This is a genomic window from Streptomyces sp. NPDC059169, from assembly GCF_042755225.1.
In the GTDB taxonomy this organism is placed as follows: domain Bacteria; phylum Actinomycetota; class Actinomycetes; order Streptomycetales; family Streptomycetaceae; genus Streptomyces.
Window position 1 is genome coordinate 1 of sequence record NZ_JBHZCF010000023.1, and the last position, 19,619, is coordinate 19,619.

The 19,619-nt window shown below is 69.6% G+C and carries 16 protein-coding genes and 1 pseudogene; 9 read left to right on the plus strand and 8 right to left on the minus strand.

Annotated elements, in window-relative coordinates; translation table 11 throughout:
- Nucleotides 1–904 precede the first annotated feature (904 nt).
- From ACFXOM_RS31700 to ACFXOM_RS31710, 3 genes are all read left to right on the plus strand, one after another.
- Nucleotides 905–1,063: a hypothetical protein gene (locus ACFXOM_RS31700; protein ID WP_385040721.1), complete on the plus strand. Its 159-nt coding sequence runs from the start codon at nt 905–907 to the stop codon at nt 1,061–1,063.
- 38 nt (nt 1,064–1,101) lie between these two features.
- Entirely contained in the window at nt 1,102–3,768 is a 2,667-nt protein-coding gene (locus ACFXOM_RS31705) for a Helicase associated domain protein (RefSeq protein ID WP_385040724.1), read from the plus strand.
- Nucleotides 3,769–3,858: 90 nt separating this feature from the next.
- Nucleotides 3,859–4,749 carry a hypothetical protein gene (locus ACFXOM_RS31710; RefSeq protein WP_073865841.1) on the plus strand — a complete coding sequence of 297 codons (891 nt, stop codon included), beginning with the start codon at nt 3,859–3,861 and terminating at the stop codon, nt 4,747–4,749.
- A 95-nt stretch (nt 4,750–4,844) separates the two neighbouring features.
- On the opposite strand, the gene ACFXOM_RS31715 is transcribed toward ACFXOM_RS31710, so the two are convergent.
- A complete protein-coding gene (locus tag ACFXOM_RS31715) occupies nt 4,845–6,233 on the minus strand; it encodes a hypothetical protein (RefSeq protein WP_385040727.1) in 1,389 nt (462 codons plus the stop codon).
- A gap of 227 nt (nt 6,234–6,460) precedes the next feature.
- On the opposite strand from ACFXOM_RS31715, the gene ACFXOM_RS31720 reads away from it, so the two are divergent.
- On the plus strand, nt 6,461–7,585 hold the full coding sequence (locus ACFXOM_RS31720; protein WP_385040730.1) for an IS1634 family transposase: 1,125 nt from the start codon (nt 6,461–6,463) through the stop codon (nt 7,583–7,585).
- A gap of 54 nt (nt 7,586–7,639) precedes the next feature.
- Nucleotides 7,640–8,059, plus strand: coding sequence for a hypothetical protein (locus tag ACFXOM_RS31725; RefSeq protein ID WP_385040733.1), 420 nt, complete (start codon nt 7,640–7,642; stop codon nt 8,057–8,059).
- Nucleotides 8,060–8,239: 180 nt separating this feature from the next.
- Here the strand turns inward: ACFXOM_RS31725 and ACFXOM_RS31730 are convergent, their stop codons facing one another.
- On the minus strand, nt 8,240–9,064 hold the full coding sequence (locus ACFXOM_RS31730; RefSeq protein ID WP_385040735.1) for a hypothetical protein: 825 nt from the start codon (nt 9,062–9,064) through the stop codon (nt 8,240–8,242).
- Between the two features lie 827 nt (nt 9,065–9,891).
- On the opposite strand from ACFXOM_RS31730, the gene tpg reads away from it, so the two are divergent.
- Nucleotides 9,892–10,449 (plus strand): telomere-protecting terminal protein Tpg, encoded by a 558-nt coding sequence (tpg, locus tag ACFXOM_RS31735; RefSeq protein WP_385040738.1) that lies wholly within the window; start codon nt 9,892–9,894, stop codon nt 10,447–10,449.
- A gap of 23 nt (nt 10,450–10,472) precedes the next feature.
- On the opposite strand, the gene ACFXOM_RS31740 is transcribed toward tpg, so the two are convergent.
- Entirely contained in the window at nt 10,473–11,072 is a 600-nt protein-coding gene (locus ACFXOM_RS31740) for a hypothetical protein (protein WP_385040740.1), read from the minus strand.
- A gap of 149 nt (nt 11,073–11,221) precedes the next feature.
- Here ACFXOM_RS31740 and ACFXOM_RS31745 point away from each other — a divergent pair, with 149 nt between their 5' ends.
- Entirely contained in the window at nt 11,222–11,404 is a 183-nt protein-coding gene (locus ACFXOM_RS31745; protein ID WP_385040743.1) for a hypothetical protein, read from the plus strand.
- Nucleotides 11,405–11,434: 30 nt separating this feature from the next.
- Nucleotides 11,435–11,623, plus strand: coding sequence for a hypothetical protein (locus ACFXOM_RS31750; protein ID WP_385040746.1), 189 nt, complete (start codon nt 11,435–11,437; stop codon nt 11,621–11,623).
- Here the strand turns inward: ACFXOM_RS31750 and ACFXOM_RS31755 are convergent.
- The 3 genes and pseudogenes from ACFXOM_RS31755 to ACFXOM_RS31765 all read right to left on the minus strand — a co-directional run bounded on the left by ACFXOM_RS31755 (nt 11,607) and on the right by ACFXOM_RS31765 (nt 15,435).
- Nucleotides 11,607–12,350, minus strand: coding sequence for an AAA family ATPase (locus ACFXOM_RS31755; protein ID WP_385040748.1), 744 nt, complete (start codon nt 12,348–12,350; stop codon nt 11,607–11,609). The two genes, ACFXOM_RS31750 and ACFXOM_RS31755, sit on opposite strands and share 17 nt — an antisense overlap.
- 85 nt (nt 12,351–12,435) lie before the next feature.
- A pseudogene (locus tag ACFXOM_RS31760) lies at nt 12,436–13,942 on the minus strand (Mu transposase C-terminal domain-containing protein); the annotation flags it as partial.
- 161 nt (nt 13,943–14,103) lie between these two features.
- Nucleotides 14,104–15,435 carry an AAA family ATPase gene (locus ACFXOM_RS31765; protein WP_385040750.1) on the minus strand — a complete coding sequence of 444 codons (1,332 nt, stop codon included), beginning with the start codon at nt 15,433–15,435 and terminating at the stop codon, nt 14,104–14,106.
- A gap of 432 nt (nt 15,436–15,867) precedes the next feature.
- Between ACFXOM_RS31765 and ACFXOM_RS31770 the strand changes: the two genes are divergently transcribed.
- A complete protein-coding gene (locus tag ACFXOM_RS31770; RefSeq protein WP_385040752.1) occupies nt 15,868–16,590 on the plus strand; it encodes a hypothetical protein in 723 nt (240 codons plus the stop codon).
- A 23-nt stretch (nt 16,591–16,613) separates the two neighbouring features.
- On the opposite strand, the gene ACFXOM_RS31775 is transcribed toward ACFXOM_RS31770, so the two are convergent.
- Both ACFXOM_RS31775 and ACFXOM_RS31780 read right to left on the minus strand, forming a co-directional pair.
- Nucleotides 16,614–18,086 (minus strand): serine/threonine-protein kinase, encoded by a 1,473-nt coding sequence (locus ACFXOM_RS31775; protein WP_385040754.1) that lies wholly within the window; start codon nt 18,084–18,086, stop codon nt 16,614–16,616.
- Nucleotides 18,087–18,218: 132 nt separating this feature from the next.
- Nucleotides 18,219–19,487 carry a helix-turn-helix domain-containing protein gene (locus ACFXOM_RS31780; RefSeq protein ID WP_385040757.1) on the minus strand — a complete coding sequence of 423 codons (1,269 nt, stop codon included), beginning with the start codon at nt 19,485–19,487 and terminating at the stop codon, nt 18,219–18,221.
- Between the last annotated feature and the right edge of the window lie 132 nt (nt 19,488–19,619).

Here is a 19,619-nt window from a genome sequence, read left to right on the forward strand (position 1 = left end):
AGGGTGTTGCGCTCCCGCTCCGCGTGAGCGCCAGCGGGTGGCTGCGTCACCCGCACACCTTGCCTGCTGCGCAGGCAAGGTGACGGTCCGTCCGCTGCGCTCCCGGACCGGCGGGACTGCGTCCCGCTACCAGGCTTCCGCTTCGCTCCAGCCTGGCGGGCGGGTCCGCTGCGCTCCCCCGCCTGACGGTCCTTCCGGCTGCGCCTCCAGAACCTTGGGCCCGCTGACGCGGGCCGGGCTGGCTGCGAGGGGTTGGGGGCGTTCGGGTGGGTTCCAGTGTAGTGGGTGCATCAGTTGATGCACCATGTATCGTTGGCGGAAACACGGGACACCTCGCAACCAACCGGGAACTCCCGGAATTCCGAGAGGAACGACCGCGGATGACCGGTCACCACGAATCTACCGGACCTGATCCCGTGCTGAGCAGCGATTCTGTGCGCCGGGTGACGCAGTACCAGACTGCGGGCGTGAACGCCCGGTTGAAGGTGTTCGCGCTCCTGGAGGGGCAGGGCGTGCCTGCGAGCGAGGCGGACGACCTGGTGGCCGCGTTGGAGGCCGGGGCGGTCGCCAGGGCGCAGTGCCAGGTGGTGGAGTTGGGCGGCATGGCGACGGCCTCTCGGGGCTCACTGTTCGCGGACGGCTGGGATGACGGCGTGGCGGCCGTGAGCGAGGCCCTGGTGGGCATCGCGGACCGGGAGTGGTCCCGGCATGGCGGCCGGTCGGCCGGGGCCGCTGAACTGGCCGTACACATCGCGGACGTGAGGCAGCGTGAGCGGGTCGACCTGGTGCGGCTGGAGAGGTTCGTCCGGGAGAACGTGCTGCCGGGCACCCATCCGCACACCACGGCGCGGCGTCGGGTGCTGGAGGCGCTGGGTGAGGCCGGCGGTCTGTGCACGGCCCGGACGTGGACGGGGACGTCATCGTCTGCACTCTCGATGCCGGTCACTACGACGTGGACGACAAGCCGCCCTTCAAGGACGGGCAGCCGGGCGGCTGGCACAAGGCGGATGCGTCGATCTGGAACGACATGGGCGCGGCCTGCATTCCGCAGGCGGCCCTCTGAAAGACCACATGAATTCAGCACTCGGGGAGGGTATGAAAATGTCAGCGATTCAGCTCAAGGAACACCAGGTAGATCAGCGTTCCGCGTTTCGCAGGTGGGTGGGATTCCCTGCAAGGTCATCTGTGCCCCCGCAGGGTGCCCGGGGCACGATCGTGTCAGCGACCGGATCGGGCAAGACGATCACAGCCGCCGCGTGCGCTCTGGAGTCGTTCGCGGACGGCCGGATCCTCGTGACCGTGCCGACCCTGGACCTGCTCGCGCAGACCGCCCAGGCGTGGCGCCTGATGGGCCACCGGGCGCCGATGATCGCGGTGTGCTCGCTGGAGAACGACGCGGTCCTCAACTCGCTCGGGGTGCGGACCACCACCAACCCGATCCAGCTCGCCCTGTGGGCCGGGCACGGCCCCGTGGTCGTGTTCGCCACGTACGCCTCCCTCGTGGACCGCGAGGACATCGACGCGCCCGAGGGCCAGGGACGCGTTCGCGGGCCGCTGGAGGCCGCTCTCGCGGGCGGAGACCGGCTGTACGGGCAACAGATGGACGGTTTCTCGCTCGCCATCGTGGACGAAGCCCACTCAACCGCAGGCGATCTTGGCAGGCCCTGGGCCGCCATCCACGACAACGCCCGTGTCCCGGCGGACTTCCGGCTCTACCTCACCGCGACCCCCCGCATCCTCGCCGCGCCCCGGCCCCAGAAGGGCGCGGACGGCCAGGAGCTGGAGATCGCGACCATGGCCGATGACCCGAACGGAACGTACGGCGCGTGGCTCGCGGAGCTCGGTCTGAGCGAGGCGATCGAGCGGGAGATCCTCGCCGGGTTCGAGATCGACGTCCTGGAGATCCGCGACCCCTCCCCCGTTCTCGGGGAATCGGAGGAGGCGCGGCGCGGCCGGCGCCTGGCCCTGTTGCAGACCGCGCTCCTAGAGCACGCCGCCGCGCACAACCTCCGTACGGTCATGACGTTCCACCAGAAGGTGGAGGAGGCCGCCGCGTTCGCGGAGAAGCTGCCTCAGACCGCTGCCGAGCTGTACGTCAACGATGCCTCGGACGAGGACCTGGCGAAGGCGGAGAAGCTCCCCGCGTCGTCGATCGACGCGGAGTTCTACGAACTCGAGGCCGGCCGCCACGTACCCCCGGACCGCGTCTGGTCGGCGTGGCTGTGCGGCGACCACCTCGTGACCGAACGGCGCGAGGTCCTGCGCCAGTTCGCCAACGGCATCGACGCCGAGGGCCGGCGGGTCCACCGTGCCTTCCTCGCCAGCGTGCGCGTGCTCGGGGAAGGCGTCGACATCACCGGCGAGCGGGGAGTCGACTCGATCTGCTTCGCCGATACCCGCGGCTCCCAGGTCGAGATCGTGCAGAACATCGGCCGCGCGCTCCGGCTCAACAAGGACGGCTCCACCAAGGTCGCCAGGATCATCGTGCCGGTGTTCCTGGAGCCCGACGAGGACCCCACCGACATGGTCGCCAGCGCCAGCTTCCGCCCCCTTGTAGCGGTCCTCCAGGGCCTGCGCTCGCATGACGAACGTCTGGTCGAGCAGCTCGCCTCCCGGGCGCTCACCAGCGGCAAGCGCAAGGTCCACCTGCGGCGTGACAAGGACGGGCGGATCGTCGGGGCCAGCGGCGAGAGCGACGGCGAGGACCAGGAGGACGACGACACCCAGGCCGCCGCCGAAGCAGCCCTGCTCCACTTCTCCAGCCCGCGCGACGCCGCAACCATCGCGGCCTTCCTGCGCACCCGGGTCTACCGGCCGGAGTCGCTGGTGTGGCTCGAGGGCTACCAGGCCCTGCTCCGCTGGCGGAAGGAGAACGAGATCACCGGCCTCTACGCCGTGCCCTACGACGTTGAGGTCGAGGTCGGCGTCACGAAGAACTTCCCGCTGGGGCGGTGGGTGCACCAGCAGCGCAAGACGCTGCGGGCCGGGGAGCTGGAGGAGCGGCGCAAGACCCTGCTGGACGCCCCGTCGGCCGGGATGGTCTGGGAGCCCGGCGAGGAGGCGTGGGAGAACAAGCTCGCCGCGCTCAGGTCCTACCGGCGGGCCATGGGGCACCTCGCGCCGCGGCAGGACGCGGTGTGGGGCGAAGGCGAGGCGATGGTGCCGGTCGGCCAGCACATGGCCAACCTCCGACGGAAGGGCGGTCTGGGCAAGGACGCGGAGCGGGTCGCCGTGCGCGCGCAGCAACTGGCCGCGGTCGATGAGGACTGGAACTGCCCGTGGCCACTGGACTGGCAGCGCCACTACCGCGTCCTCGCGGACCTGGTCGACGCCGACGGCAGTCTGCCGGCCATCGAACCCGGGGTGCTCTTCGAGGGCGACGACATCGGGCGGTGGCTTCAGCGGCAGAAGAACCCGGGCACCTGGGCGCAGTTGTCGACAGAGCAGCAGGAACGGCTGACCAAGCTGGGCGTGCAGCCCGCCCAGGCCCCGTCTCCCGCCCCGGCGGCGCCCCGTACGGCGAAGGGCCCGAGCAAGGCACAGCAGGCGTTCCAGCGTGGCCTGGCAGCCCTGGCGCAGTGGGTCGAGCGGGAAGGCGCCCACCGGCCCGTACCGCGCGGCGCGGTCGTGGAGATCGCGGTCGACGGCGAGACGGAGCCGATGACCGTCAAGCTGGGCGTATGGATTTCGAACACGAAATCCAGGAGGGACCGGCTGGACGCCGACCAACTCGCCGCCCTCGCGGAACTGGGCGTCGACTGGGCGTGAGAACCACGGACCGCTGGCCGACCCCATCGGGCTCACGCGACAACTCACCGAGTGTCGTACATCGAGCGCCAAGCGCATTACGGTTCTTCGATGGACCAGGATGAGATCCGTGATGAGCTGGTGCGATCTGCACAGCGATGGGCTCGGACAGCCCTCGACGCCTACTTCGAGGAGCCGGTGGACCAGGACTTCGCAGTCCATCACATGGCTGTGGCTGTCGAACATCTAGCCAAGGGGTGTCTGGCCTCCATCGCGCTCACGTTGCTGGCCGACGTCAGGCCTTCCGTAGAAGACCTGCTGGTACTCGGTGGCCAGGAAGGCAAGGTGGAAAGGGGGCGTGCGAGCCTCCGAACCGTCGGCGGTGCGGAGGCCGTGACGAGACTCGCGAAGGTGCAGAACGTCAAGCCGCCAGCGCATCTCGCGACGTTGCGAGACGCCCGCAACGGCATCACTCACATGGGATGGGGGCGTGCCTCCAGCGAGTGCAGGGAGCTGCTGGCAGCCGGTGTCACGTATATCGACTCCCTGCTGCCTGCTCTGGAGAAGGAGCCGAGCTGGTTCTGGGAGGTCCATTACGAGGCATGCAAGAACCTTGTAGAGAAGGCGACGTCCGAACTGAAGCTGCGCTACGAGGTGAAGGTCCGACGGGCGCAGGAGACCTTCGCAAAGCTGACGGAACGCATGACAGACAGCGAGAAAGCAGCCGTGATCGCGGGTCTGTCGGCGGCGCCGTTGCCCAGCCGGTGGTACCTGTACATTCCCACGCAGTGTCCAGCGTGCGAGAGTCCCGCCCTCGTCAGCGGGCGCGACAAAGACGGGGAGTACGGGGATATCTGGTTCCTCCCGCGCTTCTTCGGGTGCCGGGTCTGCAAGCTCACGCTGACTGGCCCGGAACTGGAGCTCGCGGGCATGAAAGGCCATTCACTGCGCACCGAGGAAGAGGTGGATGACGACTGGGAACCCGACTTCGACTTCATGTGATCCAGCAGCGCTGATCCGACGCAGCTGACCGCGTCTGGCCATCCGGTGTCCCCTGCCGCAGTGCTGAGCAGGGGCACTCGCCGTCAGTGGAGCAGCTATGTACAGCTATCAGGTGTGCGGTCCAGAAGCGTTCGGAAGAAGTCGGTGAGCACGGGCCGGGCACGCTCACGGTCGCGCAGTTCGTCGTGGCCGAAGCGGAACACTTCGTATCCGCGGAACTTTAGGTTGCGGTCGCCGGCCATGGTCGCGGCGTACTTTGCGCTGTCGGGTACGGCTCCGCCGTCGCGCGTGTAGTGCTGCATGCCGTCGACTTCCAGCACCACACGGCGGTTCGCGGGCAGCAGCATGAGGAAGTCCATGCGGAGGTTTTGCATGGCGCGTTCCCCACGCTCGCGGACGGTCTTGGGATCCCAGTGCACCCATATCTCTGGCAGGAGAGCAGGCACGTCGTGCAGGTGGCTCCTGTAGAGGTTGTGGTAGAGCCAGAACAGGTTCTTCTGTCCAGCGGATTCACGTGGCAGGGAAGCCTGCATGCGGTTGTAAAGGGAGTGGCTGGCCTTCTCCGTGTCCTTGATGCTGCGGGTCTCCTGCCACCAGGACAGCAGGTCGCTCCAGAGGAGCCCGTTCTTGCCGACGGGGTGGTTATAGACCAGGATCTCGTCGGCTCGTTCGGCGATCTCGATGTCGTTGTCGAGGGCGCTGGTGAAGCGGATGTCGGGTTTCCCCTGGGTGGCGAAGATGAGGTTGCGCGGTCGGCGGGCGGTGCCGCGGCCGAGCTTGTGCAGGTGGAACTGGGGGTATCCGTCCGTCTCCCCTTCTTGACGGAGCTGCGCGCCGATCGGCTGCAGATGGCGGTTGGCCAGTTCGACGAAGCGGCGCTGTGCCTGTTCGTCAGGAAGCGTCTCCGGGGCGGCCAGGCCCTCGAGGAAGCGACCGAATCGAGGGTGTGTGGCTTCGAAAGCTCTGAGCTGCTCGAAGAGGTCCTCGGTCGACCAGTCGCCTGGAAACCTGATCACATGGCGCTGGATGTCGGAGCGCAGGGTTCCGAGGTGGGGGCCCCACACGTTGAAGTCGTCTTCACCGAGGTCCCACAGGCGGCCCAGCAGGGCCAGAAAGCGGTCCGGATAGCTGAGGTGGTCGGAGAGGTCGAACTCTTTGGCCAGCTCTCGCCGCGTGCGGCCGGGTATTTCTACGTAGTCGCGGCCGAGCCACACAACGTCCTGCAGTTCCATTTGCTCGGGAGCTGAAAGTGGCTCGCTGTCGAGAACGGCCTGGGCCACATGAGGCAGTCGGTCGTCCGGGCAGGCCCCCAGGCTCGCGGTCAAGCGCTCGTGTTTGGTCGCTTGGTCTTTGGGAGAAGGCGAGGGCAGGCCGAGGCGCTCGCACAGCGATGGAAGATCCTCATGGCGGTATCGCTGGTACAGCGTGATGCACACGCCTTCGATCAGGCTCCGCAACCGCTGGAGGTCCATCTGTTCAGCCATGCCTCGATGATGAACCAGGTCACGCTTCGGATTCCAGACGCGGCCACTGGGCCGTCCACGAGCTTCCAACGCTAGTCCCGTACTTCGCGGGTCGCTGATTCGTATGGTGTGACCGGCCTGGGGGTGTCCTGGGCCGGTGGTGTGGCGTTGGGTGGGGTGTGTCGATGACTTCCCGGTCCCCGCGGCCAAGGTCTGAGCGTCAGCGCCTGGATGTGGTGGTGACGTCCGTGGTGGAGAAGCGTCTGGGCGCTCTGCCTGTCGCTGCCGAGTTTCTGCGCCGGCTGGATGTGGCGGGGGTCGTCGACGGGCTGTGTCCGGGTGGTGCGAGTGCGCACCTGACCCACGGGCAGGTGATCGAGGCGATGGTGGCGAATCGGCTGACCTCTCCCGCGCCGCTGGTGCGGGTCGGCGACTGGGCTCGGACCTGGGCGGTTGAGGAGGTCTTCGGTATCGAGCCGGCCCTGCTCAACGACGACCGCCTGGCCCGGGCTCTGGATGCGGTCGCCCCGCACCTGGAGAAGATCGCGGGCACGGTCGGCGCGCGGGCGATCGCCGAGTTCGGCATCGACGTGTCGAGGCTGCACTGGGACATGACCAGCATGTCCGTCCACGGCGCCTACCCGGTCGGGGACCAGGACGAGCAGTACCCGGTCATCGGCTACGGGCACCCCAAGGACCGGCGGGTGGACCTGAAGCAGGTCCAGGCCGGGCTCGCGGTGTCCGCCGACGGCGGCATCCCCGTCCACGCCCGCGTGTTCGGCGGCGGGACGGCCGAGGTCAGCCAGGTCGTCGGGGCGATGCGGGACCTGTCCGCGATGGCGGGCGAACAGGAGTTCCTGATGGTCGCGGACTCCAAACTGGTGTCCTACGCGAACGTCGCCGCCCTGCTGGCTGCCGAGGTGGAGTTCATCGCGCCGGTCCCGGCCGCGCAGGTCAAGGACGAGGTCTACGCCGCCCTCGATCTGAAACAGGCCCGCGTTGTGGACTGGGTGCCCGAGCGGGACGCGGGCAGACCGCCCGGGGAGCGGGAGGTCTACCGGGTGCTGGAGGACGTCCACACCCTGACCGGGCCGCGCAAGCGCGACCCAGTGCTGACCGTGCGACGGATTCTGGTCCACTCCACCGGCAACGCCAAGGGGCAGCAGGCGGCCCGGGCCAAGCGGCTGGCCAAGGCGCAGGAGGAGCTGGACAAGCTCGCCGGTGCGGCGGGCGGGCGACACTACAGGACCCGTGAGAAGATCGCCGCCCGGGTCGGGGTCATCGCCGCCCGCCGCCGCGTCGTGTCCTGCCTGCGCTGGCACATCACCGAGGACGAGACCGGCGTCCCGAGCCTTCAGTGGCACTTCGACTAGGAGGTACTGGACGCCGAGGCCGCCATCGACGGCTGGTACGCGCTGCTGGCCGGCATGCCCGCCGACAAGGCCGACCCCGCGCAGGTCCTGGTCCAGTACAAGGGCCAAGGCGCGGTCGAGCGCCGATACGCGGACTTCAAGGGCCCGCTCGCCGTCGCACCGGTGTTCGTGCAGCACAACCACCGCGTCGCCGCCCTGATCCAGGTGATCTGCCTCGCACTGCTGGTGTTCTGCCTGATCGAGCGCCAGGTCAGACGGGCGCTCGGCCCCGAGCAGACCATGGTCGGCCTCTACCCGGACAACCGCCGGGTTCGCCCCACCGGCCGGATGATCCTCTACCACCTCGGCGAACTCACCCTGCGCATCGGCACCATCGCCGACCGGCCGATAGTGCAGATCAACCGCGGCGTCCAACTCCACCTCCTCGAACTCCTCGGCACTGAAGTCACGCAAACCCGCTGGCCACAGACCTGAATCAGTGACCCGCGAAGTACAGGGCTAGTCGCCATTACACCGAACGCCCGTTCACGCCGGCCGGGCCCTACTGCTCCGACCTGGATAGATCTCTTGTCCCGGGCCGGAGTGGCAGGCCGGCGTCCTCCTCGAGCAGCTCGTGCCCACAGCAGTGCCCTGGGAATCTTCGGGCTGACGCGGTTAAGGAGTGTCCGCCGAGGTGCCGCGCTGATCGGGGACCCCGACCACGCGCCGCCGCGGAGTGACGGCTGCGGGCTCGGTGAGGCGCTCCAGCCGCAGGAAGTGCACGTTGCGCATGTAGAGCGCTTCCGCCTGGAAGTCGGTCTCGTTCACCGGGCGACGCTTGGTGGTGACGAGCCCTGCGTGCGCCAGCTCCCGCAGCCCTTTGCTGCGGGTGTCCTCGCTGAGCGCGAAGCGACTCTCCGCCTCCCTGGGGCTGAACCACAGTGCGCGGTCCTCGCCGAGCCCGCCGTTCTCGCACAGCAGGGTGAGGAACATGGCGACCGCGGCGCCGGAGAGGACGGCGATGTGTCCCTGGGTCCAGAAGGTCTGCGGGATCTGGATGTAGCGGTGCAGCAGAGCGCCGAGGTCGCTGGTCTCCTTCTCCTTCTTCGCGGCCGCACCCGGGGCGATCCAAGGCTTTCCAACACCGGTCTCGTCGAGAACGGTGACGAGGTTCAGGCGGCCGGTGCGGGTCACGTCGATGAAGCCGTGCTCCTCCAGCCACGCCTGCGCGTCGGCAATCCGGCGGGCTCCCGCCTTCTCGGGATCGGGGAGGTCGAGCAGCGTGGCCCAGGCGTTGTGCCGGATGGCCAGCTCCCGGGCGGTGTCGTCCTTCTGCAGCCACAGATAGCTCAGGTAGAGCTTGAGCCGGACCTGGCCGCCCCGGCCGCCGCGGAGCATGCGGGCCAGAGGCGGCGGCTCGTGGGCATGGGTGAACCGTTCGACGAAGGTGTACCGAACCTGTGCCCTGCGCCGCCCCAGCCGCGCCGCGCTCTCAGCCATCCTCAACGAGCGCGCCGAGGGGGCCCTGGTCGCTTCTGACGTCCGTTCCGCTTGCACCGGGTCCTCACTGTTCATCGAAGTAGGAGAAGTTAATTAGGTACTTTAGTGCCTGGCGCTAGCAACGAACCACCCCTGCACAAAGGTTGGTAAACAACAGGGTACTGCCGTCGCCTGTCCGGCACAAAGGTAGGGTTCCCAATGGGCGTTCCGCATAAGCCTGTTGCTCTCCCTCGGCGGGGTCCTGTACCGTCGAAGACACAGCAGGCCGAGGACGGATCACCGGAGGGGTTGTGCCTCCCAATCTCCGCGTGATCGACGGTGCCTGCCGCAGGGTCAACCGGCAGTCGCAGCCCGTCGTCCACCAGGAGATGGTTTCGGGCCGTGACGACGAATCAGGGCTCAGCGGGGTTGTGCCTCCCCGCTCCTGATCACCGAAAGCACCCGCCCCGCCCCGGGGGCCTCGGCCCCCGGGGCACTTTCTTGTGTCCGCGCGTCGAGATCTCGAAGACCAGTCTCGTCGAACTACTGAGCAGCAACAACGCAATCCGCGGCTGACGGCTCGCCAGCCCCGGCTCCGGTCAGCAAGTCCGGCTGCCCCTTGGCATTCCCCTCACCGAGAACGCCTCGCCATGCCCGGGTCGGATGAACATCGCCGGCCGGAGACGTGCGGCACGCCCCTTCACCGGCACGTGCAGGGATGCCGTAGCCGACGGCGGTCGGTGCTGTCACGAAGACACCGAAACCGGCGGGCATGAGCCGCCGGGTGTGCGAGACCTGACACCACAGGCGCGGGAAGGCGACCCGCAGGCCGATCAAGGGGGCTGAACGTGGGAGAGATCGCGCACGGACTGGAGCGCGCGCTGCGTACCCGGCCCGTTCCGTCAAGCACGGGGGCCCGCTTGCGATTTTTGCTGGCGGCGCACCAGGGTTCCACCCGGAGGGTAGCCGCTGTGCTGGGGGTGTCGCAGCGCACTGTGCAGCGGTGGGTGACGAAGAGGTCCGAAGCACGTCGTCCGCCGGGCCCGATGCAGGTCCGAGCGATCGAGGAAGCAGTTCTGGCTCGGTGGCAGCCCCGGATACGGGCCCGTCGGCGTGCCCGGGCCGAGGCGGAGGGCTTCGTCTTCCATACGAGGGCGCGGTTCGGGTTCGCCGCGCCAGCAGGCTCTTCGGACGATCCGCGGGTGCGGTGGATTACCCAGGATCTGCCGGGAGAGGTAGCCCGGGAGCTGTTCGCCGCCCGGGATGCCGGCGCGGGCGAGCAGCAGCAGACGGTGATCCTGGCCCGGGCGCTGGGGCACGCCTACTTTCGCGAATGGGGCCGCCGCGCCCACGGTCTGCACACCGTTTTCAGCGACGTCGAGTTCGCCGACTTCTCGATCTGCTGAGCCTGCCCCTTCTAGCGACCGCGTCAGGGTGTTCGGCGTCGCAAGGGCCTGACGCGACTGGCCGGCATCGCTTCGTACCGCTCAGCTTCCTGCCGCTCGCGCCAGTCCCACTCCACACGGCCGACCGGGCCTTGGCGGCGGGCTGCGGGCGGCTGGGGCGGGCGCAGCTTGGCCGTCTCCGCCACGCGCAGCAGGTGCGCACGGTCACCTGGCGCGGCGAGCAGTTCCTGGTCCTCGCCGGAGACGAGCCGGGTGAAGCAGGCGGTCGCTCGCAGGAAGACGCTGGCCCAGGGTGGTACGGGGTGGGCGGCGCAGCCGTCGGTGTAGCGGGCGCGGTCGTGGAGGGCGAGCGTGGCCGCGGCGGTGTCGTAGTCGTGGGGGCGGGAGGTGGCGAGTTGCTGGAGGGAGGCGCCGGTGAAGAGCGCGGCGGCGACGGCCGCGGCCAGGCGCGGATGTGCGGTCGCTGCGTGGAGGCGGTGGGCGACTCGCTGGGCGGTGTGTGCGGTGAGAGGAGCGGGCGGTGGGCGGTGCCGCCAGATGATCGGGGGCGGGGTGCACGGGTCGGTGCAGGGGCGGGGGCTGTCGTAGAGATGAGGCGTTCCAGTGCGGGCAGGGTGAGCCACGGACCGGTCGGCCCGGCTGGCTCGTCTGCGAGTGGGGGTTCGGTGACCGGTGTGCCGTAGTAGTGGCGGCGGGCTGCGTCGAGGTCGGTGGTGAGGGAGTAGTCGGCTGTCTGCAGGGCCTGGTGCAGGGCGGCGGGAAGGTGGGGGCGGTGGCAGACCAGGGTCAGCTGGATACCGGTGAGGGCACGCAACTCCAGGAGGCGAACTGTGCGGCGGGCGGTGAGGCGATGGGCGCGCAGGACAGTCAGCCGGGTGACGGGCAGGGCGGTCATCCAGGCCGTGGCGGCTTCCCAGGCGGGCTGACGCCCGGCGGGGAAGCGCCCGGTGAGTAGAGGCGGTTTGCCCAGGGCGGCGAGAAGGTCGTGGGCGAGGCCGGTCTCGCTGGTGGTGCCTGGGCCGGGGTGCAGAGTGATCCGGCCGGACGGCGGGTGGTGGGCGGCCAGGGCGGTGTGGGTGTGGATGACGTCGTCATCGCGGTCGATGACCACGATGACGGACGGCGGCCGCGCGGCGAGAAACATGGCGGTGTGGTGGTCAGCCAAGGCGGCTGAAGGCCCAGCGCAGCAGTTCCTGGTCCACGCGGGGGCGGCCAGTGCGGGCCAGGGCGGTGCGGGTGTGCGCGGTCAGCTGGGCCCAGGCGCGGAAGTTGCCGTGTGCGGCGTGACTGTCGGCGAACGTGATGTCCTCGGGGTCGGCGTCGGCCCAGATGGGGTGGAACAGCGGGATGACGTCGAGGACCTCGTCGGGGGTGAGGCGGGTGAAGTGCTGCCAGATGAAGATGCGGGAAGAGAGCATCGGTTCGCGGCGCAGAACGGTATGGCAGCCCTCACCGCCGACGAAGATGATCGCCAGCTGGGTGGAGGGCTCGTCCCACAGGTAGCGGAAATACTCGAACGCCTCCCCGTTGAGCCACTGTGCTTCGTCGACGAGGAAGGTGCGGGGGCGCTCGGCCAGAGCGGTCTTCAGCAGACGGTCGAATTCGCTGGGGTGGCGCGGCGGCTCGCCGGCCAGGTCGAGCGCGGTGAACAGCTCGTAGCGCACCGCTCGGGCGGTGGGACGGGCCCGGAAGGTGATCTTGCGGACGTCCTCGCCGGGTTCGAGTTCACGCAAGCAGGTGTTGACGGCGAGCGTCTTGCCGAAGCCGGCGCCGCCGTGGATACACATCATCGCGCGGGCGGCGACCGTATCGCCGATGTTCTCCCGCGCGGTGAGCAGGGCGCGGGTGGTGACCACGGAGGCGTCGGGCAGGTCGACGTACTGGTAGGTGGCCGCGGTCACGAGGCGTCTCCGTCTTCAGTGGTCTGAGCGGTCGATCCGGGTACAGGCCCGGGGGCAGGTTCGGGCGGGACGGGAGCAGGCCGGCCGGGCGCGGTCCGGGTGACGAGGGATGGCGGGGTGCGCCAGTCGGCCGGGGGCGCGGCGGGCGGGATGAGGTCCGGCATCGCCAGATCCGACAGGTCGGTGCCGGCGGCCTGGGCGAGCTCGGCCTCGGCCTGCGCGGTGGTCAGGGTGCCGAGCCGCCGGGGCGCCTCGGGCTGGTTCACGGCTGCGTAGCGCTCGCGCTGTGAAGCCTCCAGGTCCTTCTTCAGGCGGCGGGCGCGGGCGGCCCGTGCCCGCCGTACAGCGCTGACCTGTTCCTCGGTGGCCTGGTCGGCCAGGTCCGCGGGACCGAGGTAGCGGCCGGTGGCCGCGTGGTAGACCTCGATGCGGTGGTCGTGGTGGGGCATGAAGCGGACTCGGACCTGGATCCCGGACTGACCGGTCATCCACGGCCCCACATAGTCGCGTTTCCTGAAGCGGATACCGCGGGTGGTCAGTGTGCGGGTGCCGGCGTCCTCCAGGGTGAACGTCCACAGATCCGCCGCGGCCACGTCCCGTAGCGGGGTGGGATCGTCCTGCCACGCCTCAAACGGGGTCCTGCCCCGCAAGGGCGCGGGCTGGTGTTCGGTGTTCCACCACCGTGTCCAGGCGAGCAGCCGGGCGGTGAAGTCCTCGAAGCCGAGCAGCACCTCGTCCTTCGGCCGGGAAGGGCGTTTGCCGGGGCGCGGCTGGCGGGCGTAGCCGGGCAGCGCGGTTAGAAACATGCTCTCCACCGCCCGGTTGAGGCCCTCCACGGTGCCCTTGAGGTGCGGGGTGTAGGCGGGCAGGTCCTCCACCGTCACGTCCAGGAGATCGAACGCGGCGGTCACCGTCCGGGACAGGAAGTCCTTGCCGCGGTCGACACGCACTTTCTCGGGCAGGCCGCCGAAGGGTCCGTAGGGGTCCTCGCGCAGGACCGAGGAGCGCAGCGCGGCCAGCACCGACTCCCGGGAGGGATGTATCGGGGTGACGGCGACGCCGGTGATCGCGTTGGTGGCGCAGTCGGTGAACCAGGTGATCCACGGTCTGCGGGCGGTGCCGTCGACATCGATGAGCACGGGGGCCTGCATGTGGTCGGTCTCCCACACGTGGTTGCGCCAGCCGCGTGGCCGGGCCAGGAACACATCATGCTTACGGGCCTCACGTTCACCACCGGCAAGCCCGGCCCGCTCCCCCGGCGTCAGATCACGGCGGATCGCCCGATGCAGCGTCGTCAACGACGGTGCGTCCGCAGGCGGGGACTGCCGAGCGGCACGCAGGACCAGCTCGCGATGAACTGCCCGCACGTTCCCTTTCCACAGTGCGAGCAGGCCGCGGACTTCGGGCGTGATCGTGAACCTGGCGTCGGCTCGAGATCGGGCACCGGGGTAGGCGGCCGCGGTCTGATCGCTCTGAGCGGCGGCCAGCCAGCGCCACACCGTGCGCTCCGACACCCCCAGCGCATCCGCGGCCACCCGCACGTGCCCTGCTGTCAGCATCTTCCCTGCCCGCAGTGCGAGCAGCCGCCGCACAGCCGGACCGCGCAGTGCCATCCTCGACGCATCAGGCAACCCGCCGCCTGCGCGGACCGCGTCACCGTCCTCCATGCCAGCTCCCCTCACCCGGGCGGGACATCGTGTGCGTGCCGTGGCCGGGAGCAGGCAATCGCCCTCCCCCTGCATGAGCGCTCCCGTCACAGCGGCGGCGCGACCCGCTGGAACAGCCGCCTCAGCAAGGTCCGGTCGATGGCTGCGTCAGCGGTGGTGAGCAGCGCGTTCTGCAGGTGCGCGGTCAAAGCGGCCCACGTGCGGAATGTGCCGTGGGCGCACGACTGGTCGATCCATCTCAGGTCCGGGGCCGGGACGGTGCGCCACAGTGGATGGAAGCCGGTCATCACGGCCTCTGCTTCCGCTCCGGCTAGGCGTGGAACCTCCTGCCACGCACCGATCCGCGATGCCAGATGCGGCAGCCTGGCCAACGACCGCTCGCTGCCCGCCCCGCACAGCACCAGCGTGATCCGCGTATCGGGGTTGTCCCACAGGCTCTGCAGGTACTCCAGGCACGGCATGGGCAGGCGCTGAGCCTCATCGACCACCAGCACCCGAGCCTCGCCCAGAGCCCCCGCCACCGCGGCGTCGGCGAGCGCAGAGGTGTGCGGAAAGCGGCCCGGCAGCGCCAGAGCGTCGAACACCGCCCGCCGCATGCCGGCCACCGACGGGCGCACCGGCACCCGCACCCACGTCACCTTCCAACCAGGAGGCACTGCGTGGAGCGCCATCCGCACGGCGACGGTCTTACCCCGGCCCGGGTCGCCGAACACACACACCGCGCCCTGAACCGCCATCGCCTGCCCGACCGCCTCGGCCACCGCCCGAACCGACGACGTCCGCACCAACTGCGCGCCCGCCGGCAACGCCACCCCCTCCAGCGCGCCTCTCTCCCCCGATGGCACGCCCGCGCCCGCCGCCGGCGCAGGGTGCGGCGGCCGGCGCGCCACCACCTTCGCCGCACCGCCCTCGCGCGGCGCGGCCAGAGCGAGGTCAGCCAGCGCCTGCCTCGTCTGCTGCTCCTCCCGATCCCGCCGCACCATCGCGCGGTCCGGCAGAACCCTGCCGGCCTCAAGGTCCCGGTGCACCACCCGGTACAACGACGCCAGCGATGGCACCTCGCCCCCGGCCTGCTTCAGATGCCGGTGCAGCACCGCCACGTTCCCGCCCGCCCGCGCCAGCACCTCCCACGCATGGTCGGACAACTCCAGCCGGGACCGGCGCCTGCGTTCCACACGGCCCTCGGTCCGCGCCGCCTCCAGCCACCGCCACACCGTCCGCGCAGTCACCCCACCGACCTGCGCACCCGCACGCACATGCGCCGTGGTCAACGCCCCGGCCGCATCGAGCTCCAGCAGCCGCGCCACCAGCACCGGCCTGGACACCCTCAGCCCTGCCGTAACCTCACCCCACACACCCGGCTCGCCCACCCCACACCCTTCCACCACGGCCACCGACACCCACCACGGTGCAGCCACGCAGCCCTCGGAAGGATCAGAAGTACCGTTCCCAAGACAGTGGAGCGGAGGGTGGTGTACCACCCCATGACAGCTGCGACCGTCGCATGCACCACCCCACGACAGTGACCCCGCCCTTACTCAGGACCCCACCAGCAAAAACACCCCGTTCTGACGTGCCGTCACTGACACCCAACCACCGACACCAACCCGGCACATCGCATTCAGGCAGTGCAACGCGCTCCCTCGGTCTCCAGCGAGGTCGGGTGTTTCCGCAGATCAGAGGTGCAACACTGCTCTGTTACACCCTGCTGTCTCGCGGGGGTGTTGCAGTCCCCGGGGGCCGAATGGGTGAGCGCCAGTGCTCTGGGCGTGCCCGGTTGGTCGGGCTGTCGGTTGGGGCTTGAGCGGACCATTCGGCCCGTATACGGGGCCACTTCTGCGAGGTACTTCATGGGACGTCATAAGCAGCACAAGCCGCGGCGCTCGCGCGGTGGGAGCGCACAGCCGGTCACGGGCGAATCGGCCACGGAGTGGTTCGGCACCGCGTTCCACTCCACTGCCGGCATGCAGCACCTGGACGTGAGGCAGTCCGGAAACGGCATCCTGATCACCAGTGCCCCGGCCGAGGTCGACGGTGTGCTGGCCGGGTGGCCGCTGCGGATCAGCAACGACGACGACGGCCAGGGGCTGACCGAGCTGGGCACGGCGCTCGCTTCCGGGCAGCCGCACGGCATCGTCGGGGAGACGGGGTCTGGGTATGAGCGGGTGCTGATGTTCATCCCGAACCATCCCGAGGAAGGCGTCGGCACCCTGGCCCGGATCCGCACCGAGGACGGCCCGGACGGCGCCATCGTCTTCGAGCGGCGTGCGGAGCGGCCGATGGCGCTGTGGGCGGAGGCCGGGGAGAACCTGCGCCGCATCGTCCCGCTCCTGAGCCCGGACGCGCCGCCGGCCGACGAGCCCGAGGAGAGCACGCCGTGCCCCGGCTGCTACCGCCCCGTCTACGACAGCTCCTCATCCGGCATGCTCATCGGCGCCGGGCCGCTCCCGCTGGTCGGCCTGTGCCGGCTGTGCGTCAACGGCACCACGCTGCGCTCCCTGGAGCAAGTCGACGTACCGCTGGACGCAAGGCAGCGCACCGTGCTGGAGAGCGTGGCCGCCGTCCTGGTGTAGCCGAAGCACATGGGAAGGGCTGATCAGCGCCTCCAGGAGCCTTGGGGGTTGCGCTCGGGCATGTGGCTGGGGTGAGCAAGTCGACCGTTCGCCGCCTGGGCTAGCCAGGTGGCCCATCGGTCGATGAACTCGTCCAGGTCCCCGATGACGAGGGGCATGAAGGGCCAGGCGACCTGGTGCATGCCGAGAGTCGGGCTGATGGCGGTGCGCGCCTCGTGGTGGGGGTCGAGGGCGAAGGGTTCCGTGGTGCTCGCCACGGGGCGGAGCGGCGTGTCCATGAAGGCCGTCTCGAACCACTGGTACTCGGCTTCCGTCTGTGCGTCGGCGTACCAGAGGGAGTGGCTTCGTCCGTTGTAGCCGTGGTGGTTCGCGGGGACCTTCAGCGAGAGCGTCGCGGAGGCGATGACGTCGAACGGTGCCGGTGTCGAACCGGTACGCCAGATCTCGGGAGCGGTCTCTCTCGGTCCGGACAGGGTCAGCTGGGCGTCGTTGATTCGGACGGTCCACCCGCCCTGCGTGCCCTTGCGGACCTCCGCGTTCGGGGCGGCGTTCGTCAGGGTTGTGAGGAAGGGGTCGGCGATGAAGGCGAAGGAGGTCGTGGCGGCCTCGAGCAGGGCCTTGCGGCGATCGGTCTCGGTGGCATGTGCTGAGGCCCGGCGGTCTTCTTCGGCCTGACGTGCGACCGCGCCCTGGTTGGCCTCCGCGAGCGCGGCCAGCCCGCCGGAGAGCGCGGCGGCGGGGATCCGTCCCAGCCGGGCGAGCACGTTGCCAGCCGCGGGGCGCGCCTGGGGCGCCTTGTAGAGGCATTCGGTGATCAGCGCGGCCAGCAGCGGCGGAGCGGTGGCGAGGGGCGGCGGGGTTCCGTGTAGGTGCTGGTCCTGGAAGTCGTGCTCGTCCGGCCCGGTGAAGGGCAGGGTGCCCTCCAGGAGCTCGTAGGCCAGGATGCCCAGGGCGTAGATGTCGCTGGAGCTGGTGGCCCGCTGGCCGTTCCAGCGTTCGGGGGCCATGTAGGCGAGGGTGCCGTGGAACTTGAAGGTGCGGTTGGCTGTGCTGGCTTCGGCGTAGCGGGCGATGCCGAAGTCGGCGAGGCACCAGCGGTCGCCGAGCAGCAGGATGTTCTCCGGCTTGAGGTCGCGGTGGACGACCTCGCGGTCCTTGAGGTCGGTGAGTGCTTCGGCGACGTCGGACAGGACGGCGACCGCCTCGTTGAGGGGCAGTCGGCCGTGGTCCTGGAGGTGGTCGCGCAGGGACTTCTCGGCCCGGGGCATCACCAGTGCCCACTGATTCTCGTGCTCGCCGCTGTCGATGATCGGCACCACGTTGCGGACGCCGTCCAGATCGGTGAACAGCATCTCGCGCTCGGTGCCCGGGTTCTTGGGCACGAGCTTCACCGCCGCCTCCTCGCCGTCGGTGCTCACCGCCTCGAACACGGCGCCGAAGCCTCCACCCCCGATACGGGCGCCGACGGCCCATTCCTTGTTCAGTGCCAGTGTCATGGTGCGCGTTGTCTCCATCGTCAACTGCTGTCCGGTGAGGGCCGTTTCGCCCTGCTTCTATGGTCTCAGGCCCCACCGACACACGGAGGGCTGATGGTCCGGGGATCGTGCCGCCTCACGAAGCGGCGAGGATCACTCCTCGTCGGTCAGGGCCTTCGCGAACGCCTCTTCGGAGTCCAGTGAGCGGAGCAGGGGACCGAGGAGCCTTCGCGTCACCGTGCCCGGCGCATCGCGCAGCTCGGCCAGCGTGGCGCCGGTGCTCTCCTCGTAGGTGTCGGCGCTGTACCGGTGGTTGCTGGCGAAGATGGCCGGCTGGCTCCAGCGGCGTCGGCCGCGGAGCCGGTTGGCGCCGACGGCCACGGCCCAGTTGCCGTGGTAGCCCACGTCATCGGAGATCAGGCAGATCAGGTCCAGCATGTGCCGGGTGAAGACGACGGCGGCGGAGTCGAAGATGACCTGCTCGGCCTCGTCTGGCGACTCGTACGGCTTGGAGGTGCCCTCGGAGAGGCGGGTCATGAGCAGCCTCAGCCCGCCGTCCTCGAAGAGCTGAAGCTCGACGACGGACTCGTCATACGAGCCGCCTTGCGGGGTGTAGACGCGGCCGGCCCCGATCCCCGAGGAGCTGAGGGCTACTCCCCTCGCGCGACGGTGGCCTTGGTGGGCGGAAGACAGATCAGGGCTGAATCCCCCGGAAAGGGCTGCCCGGGTACGCGGGGCTTGCAGGGCACGCTGGATCAGGGCGTGCAGGCGCTGGTTCCAGTCCTTGGCGCCGGTGATGGGCAGGCACATGTCCCGTCGTCCGGCGGTCGGCTGGGCGACCAGGAAGAGGTGGGACTGGGCTCCGACATCGCGCAGCGGGTCCTCGTCCATCTCCTTGCGCAGCAGGGTGAGGGTGTCGGCCTCGGTGTCGCGTCGCCGTGTGTGGAGGCCGACGACTTCGGCATCGGCCATCTGGTACTTCGTCTTGTCGCCGCGGCCGAAGTAGCGGTTGTCGACCATGTGCGGTGCGACGGGGCTGGCCGGGATGTGCACGATGAGGTAGCCGGTGCCGTCGTCGGCCGCCGCGCTGATCTCCTCGGTGACGACGGTCAGAGGCGGGTCGGGGATGGTCCGGGCCACCTGCTCGATCTTCTCCGGCAGCCCGTTCAGGGGCTGAGGGGCGAGTTCGAAGGTGCGGCTGTCCTTGTTCTCCTGCACGCCGATGATCAGGGTGCCGCCGTCGACGGCGAACGACGCGAGATCGCGCGCCAGTTCCTTGTTGTCGCCCTTGCTGTTCGGCGCCTTCTTCAGGTCCAGGTGGTGGCTCTCCTCGAACAGCCCGCCGTCGACGGCGGCCTGGAGGTCGGCCTCGGTCTTCGGCATCCACCGGGGGTTGTCGGAGGAGAGGTAGATCGACGTCACTATGAAGTCCCGCTTCCCGTGATCCAAGGTCCAGCATCCGGACCGCAGCCCAAGGGGCTGAGCACCAGGCTACGGACCGGGTCCGACAACGGGCCTTCCGTTTACCGGCCCCCGCGGGGCGCCCGCGCAGCT

What these genes read in the sequence shown, in the direction of transcription:
- ACFXOM_RS31705 (WP_385040724.1), top strand. Translation starts at nt 1,102, where the DNA reads ATGTCAGCGATTCAGCTCAAGGAACACCAGGTAGATCAGCGTTCCGCG.
- ACFXOM_RS31710 (WP_073865841.1), top strand. Translation starts at nt 3,859, where the DNA reads ATGGACCAGGATGAGATCCGTGATGAGCTGGTGCGATCTGCACAGCGA.
- ACFXOM_RS31715 (WP_385040727.1), bottom strand. Translation starts at nt 6,233, where the DNA reads ATGGCTGAACAGATGGACCTCCAGCGGTTGCGGAGCCTGATCGAAGGC.
- ACFXOM_RS31725 (WP_385040733.1), top strand. Translation starts at nt 7,640, where the DNA reads ATGCCCGCCGACAAGGCCGACCCCGCGCAGGTCCTGGTCCAGTACAAG.
- ACFXOM_RS31730 (WP_385040735.1), bottom strand. Translation starts at nt 9,064, where the DNA reads ATGGCTGAGAGCGCGGCGCGGCTGGGGCGGCGCAGGGCACAGGTTCGG.
- ACFXOM_RS31770 (WP_385040752.1), top strand. Translation starts at nt 15,868, where the DNA reads ATGGGACGTCATAAGCAGCACAAGCCGCGGCGCTCGCGCGGTGGGAGC.
- ACFXOM_RS31775 (WP_385040754.1), bottom strand. Translation starts at nt 18,086, where the DNA reads ATGACACTGGCACTGAACAAGGAATGGGCCGTCGGCGCCCGTATCGGG.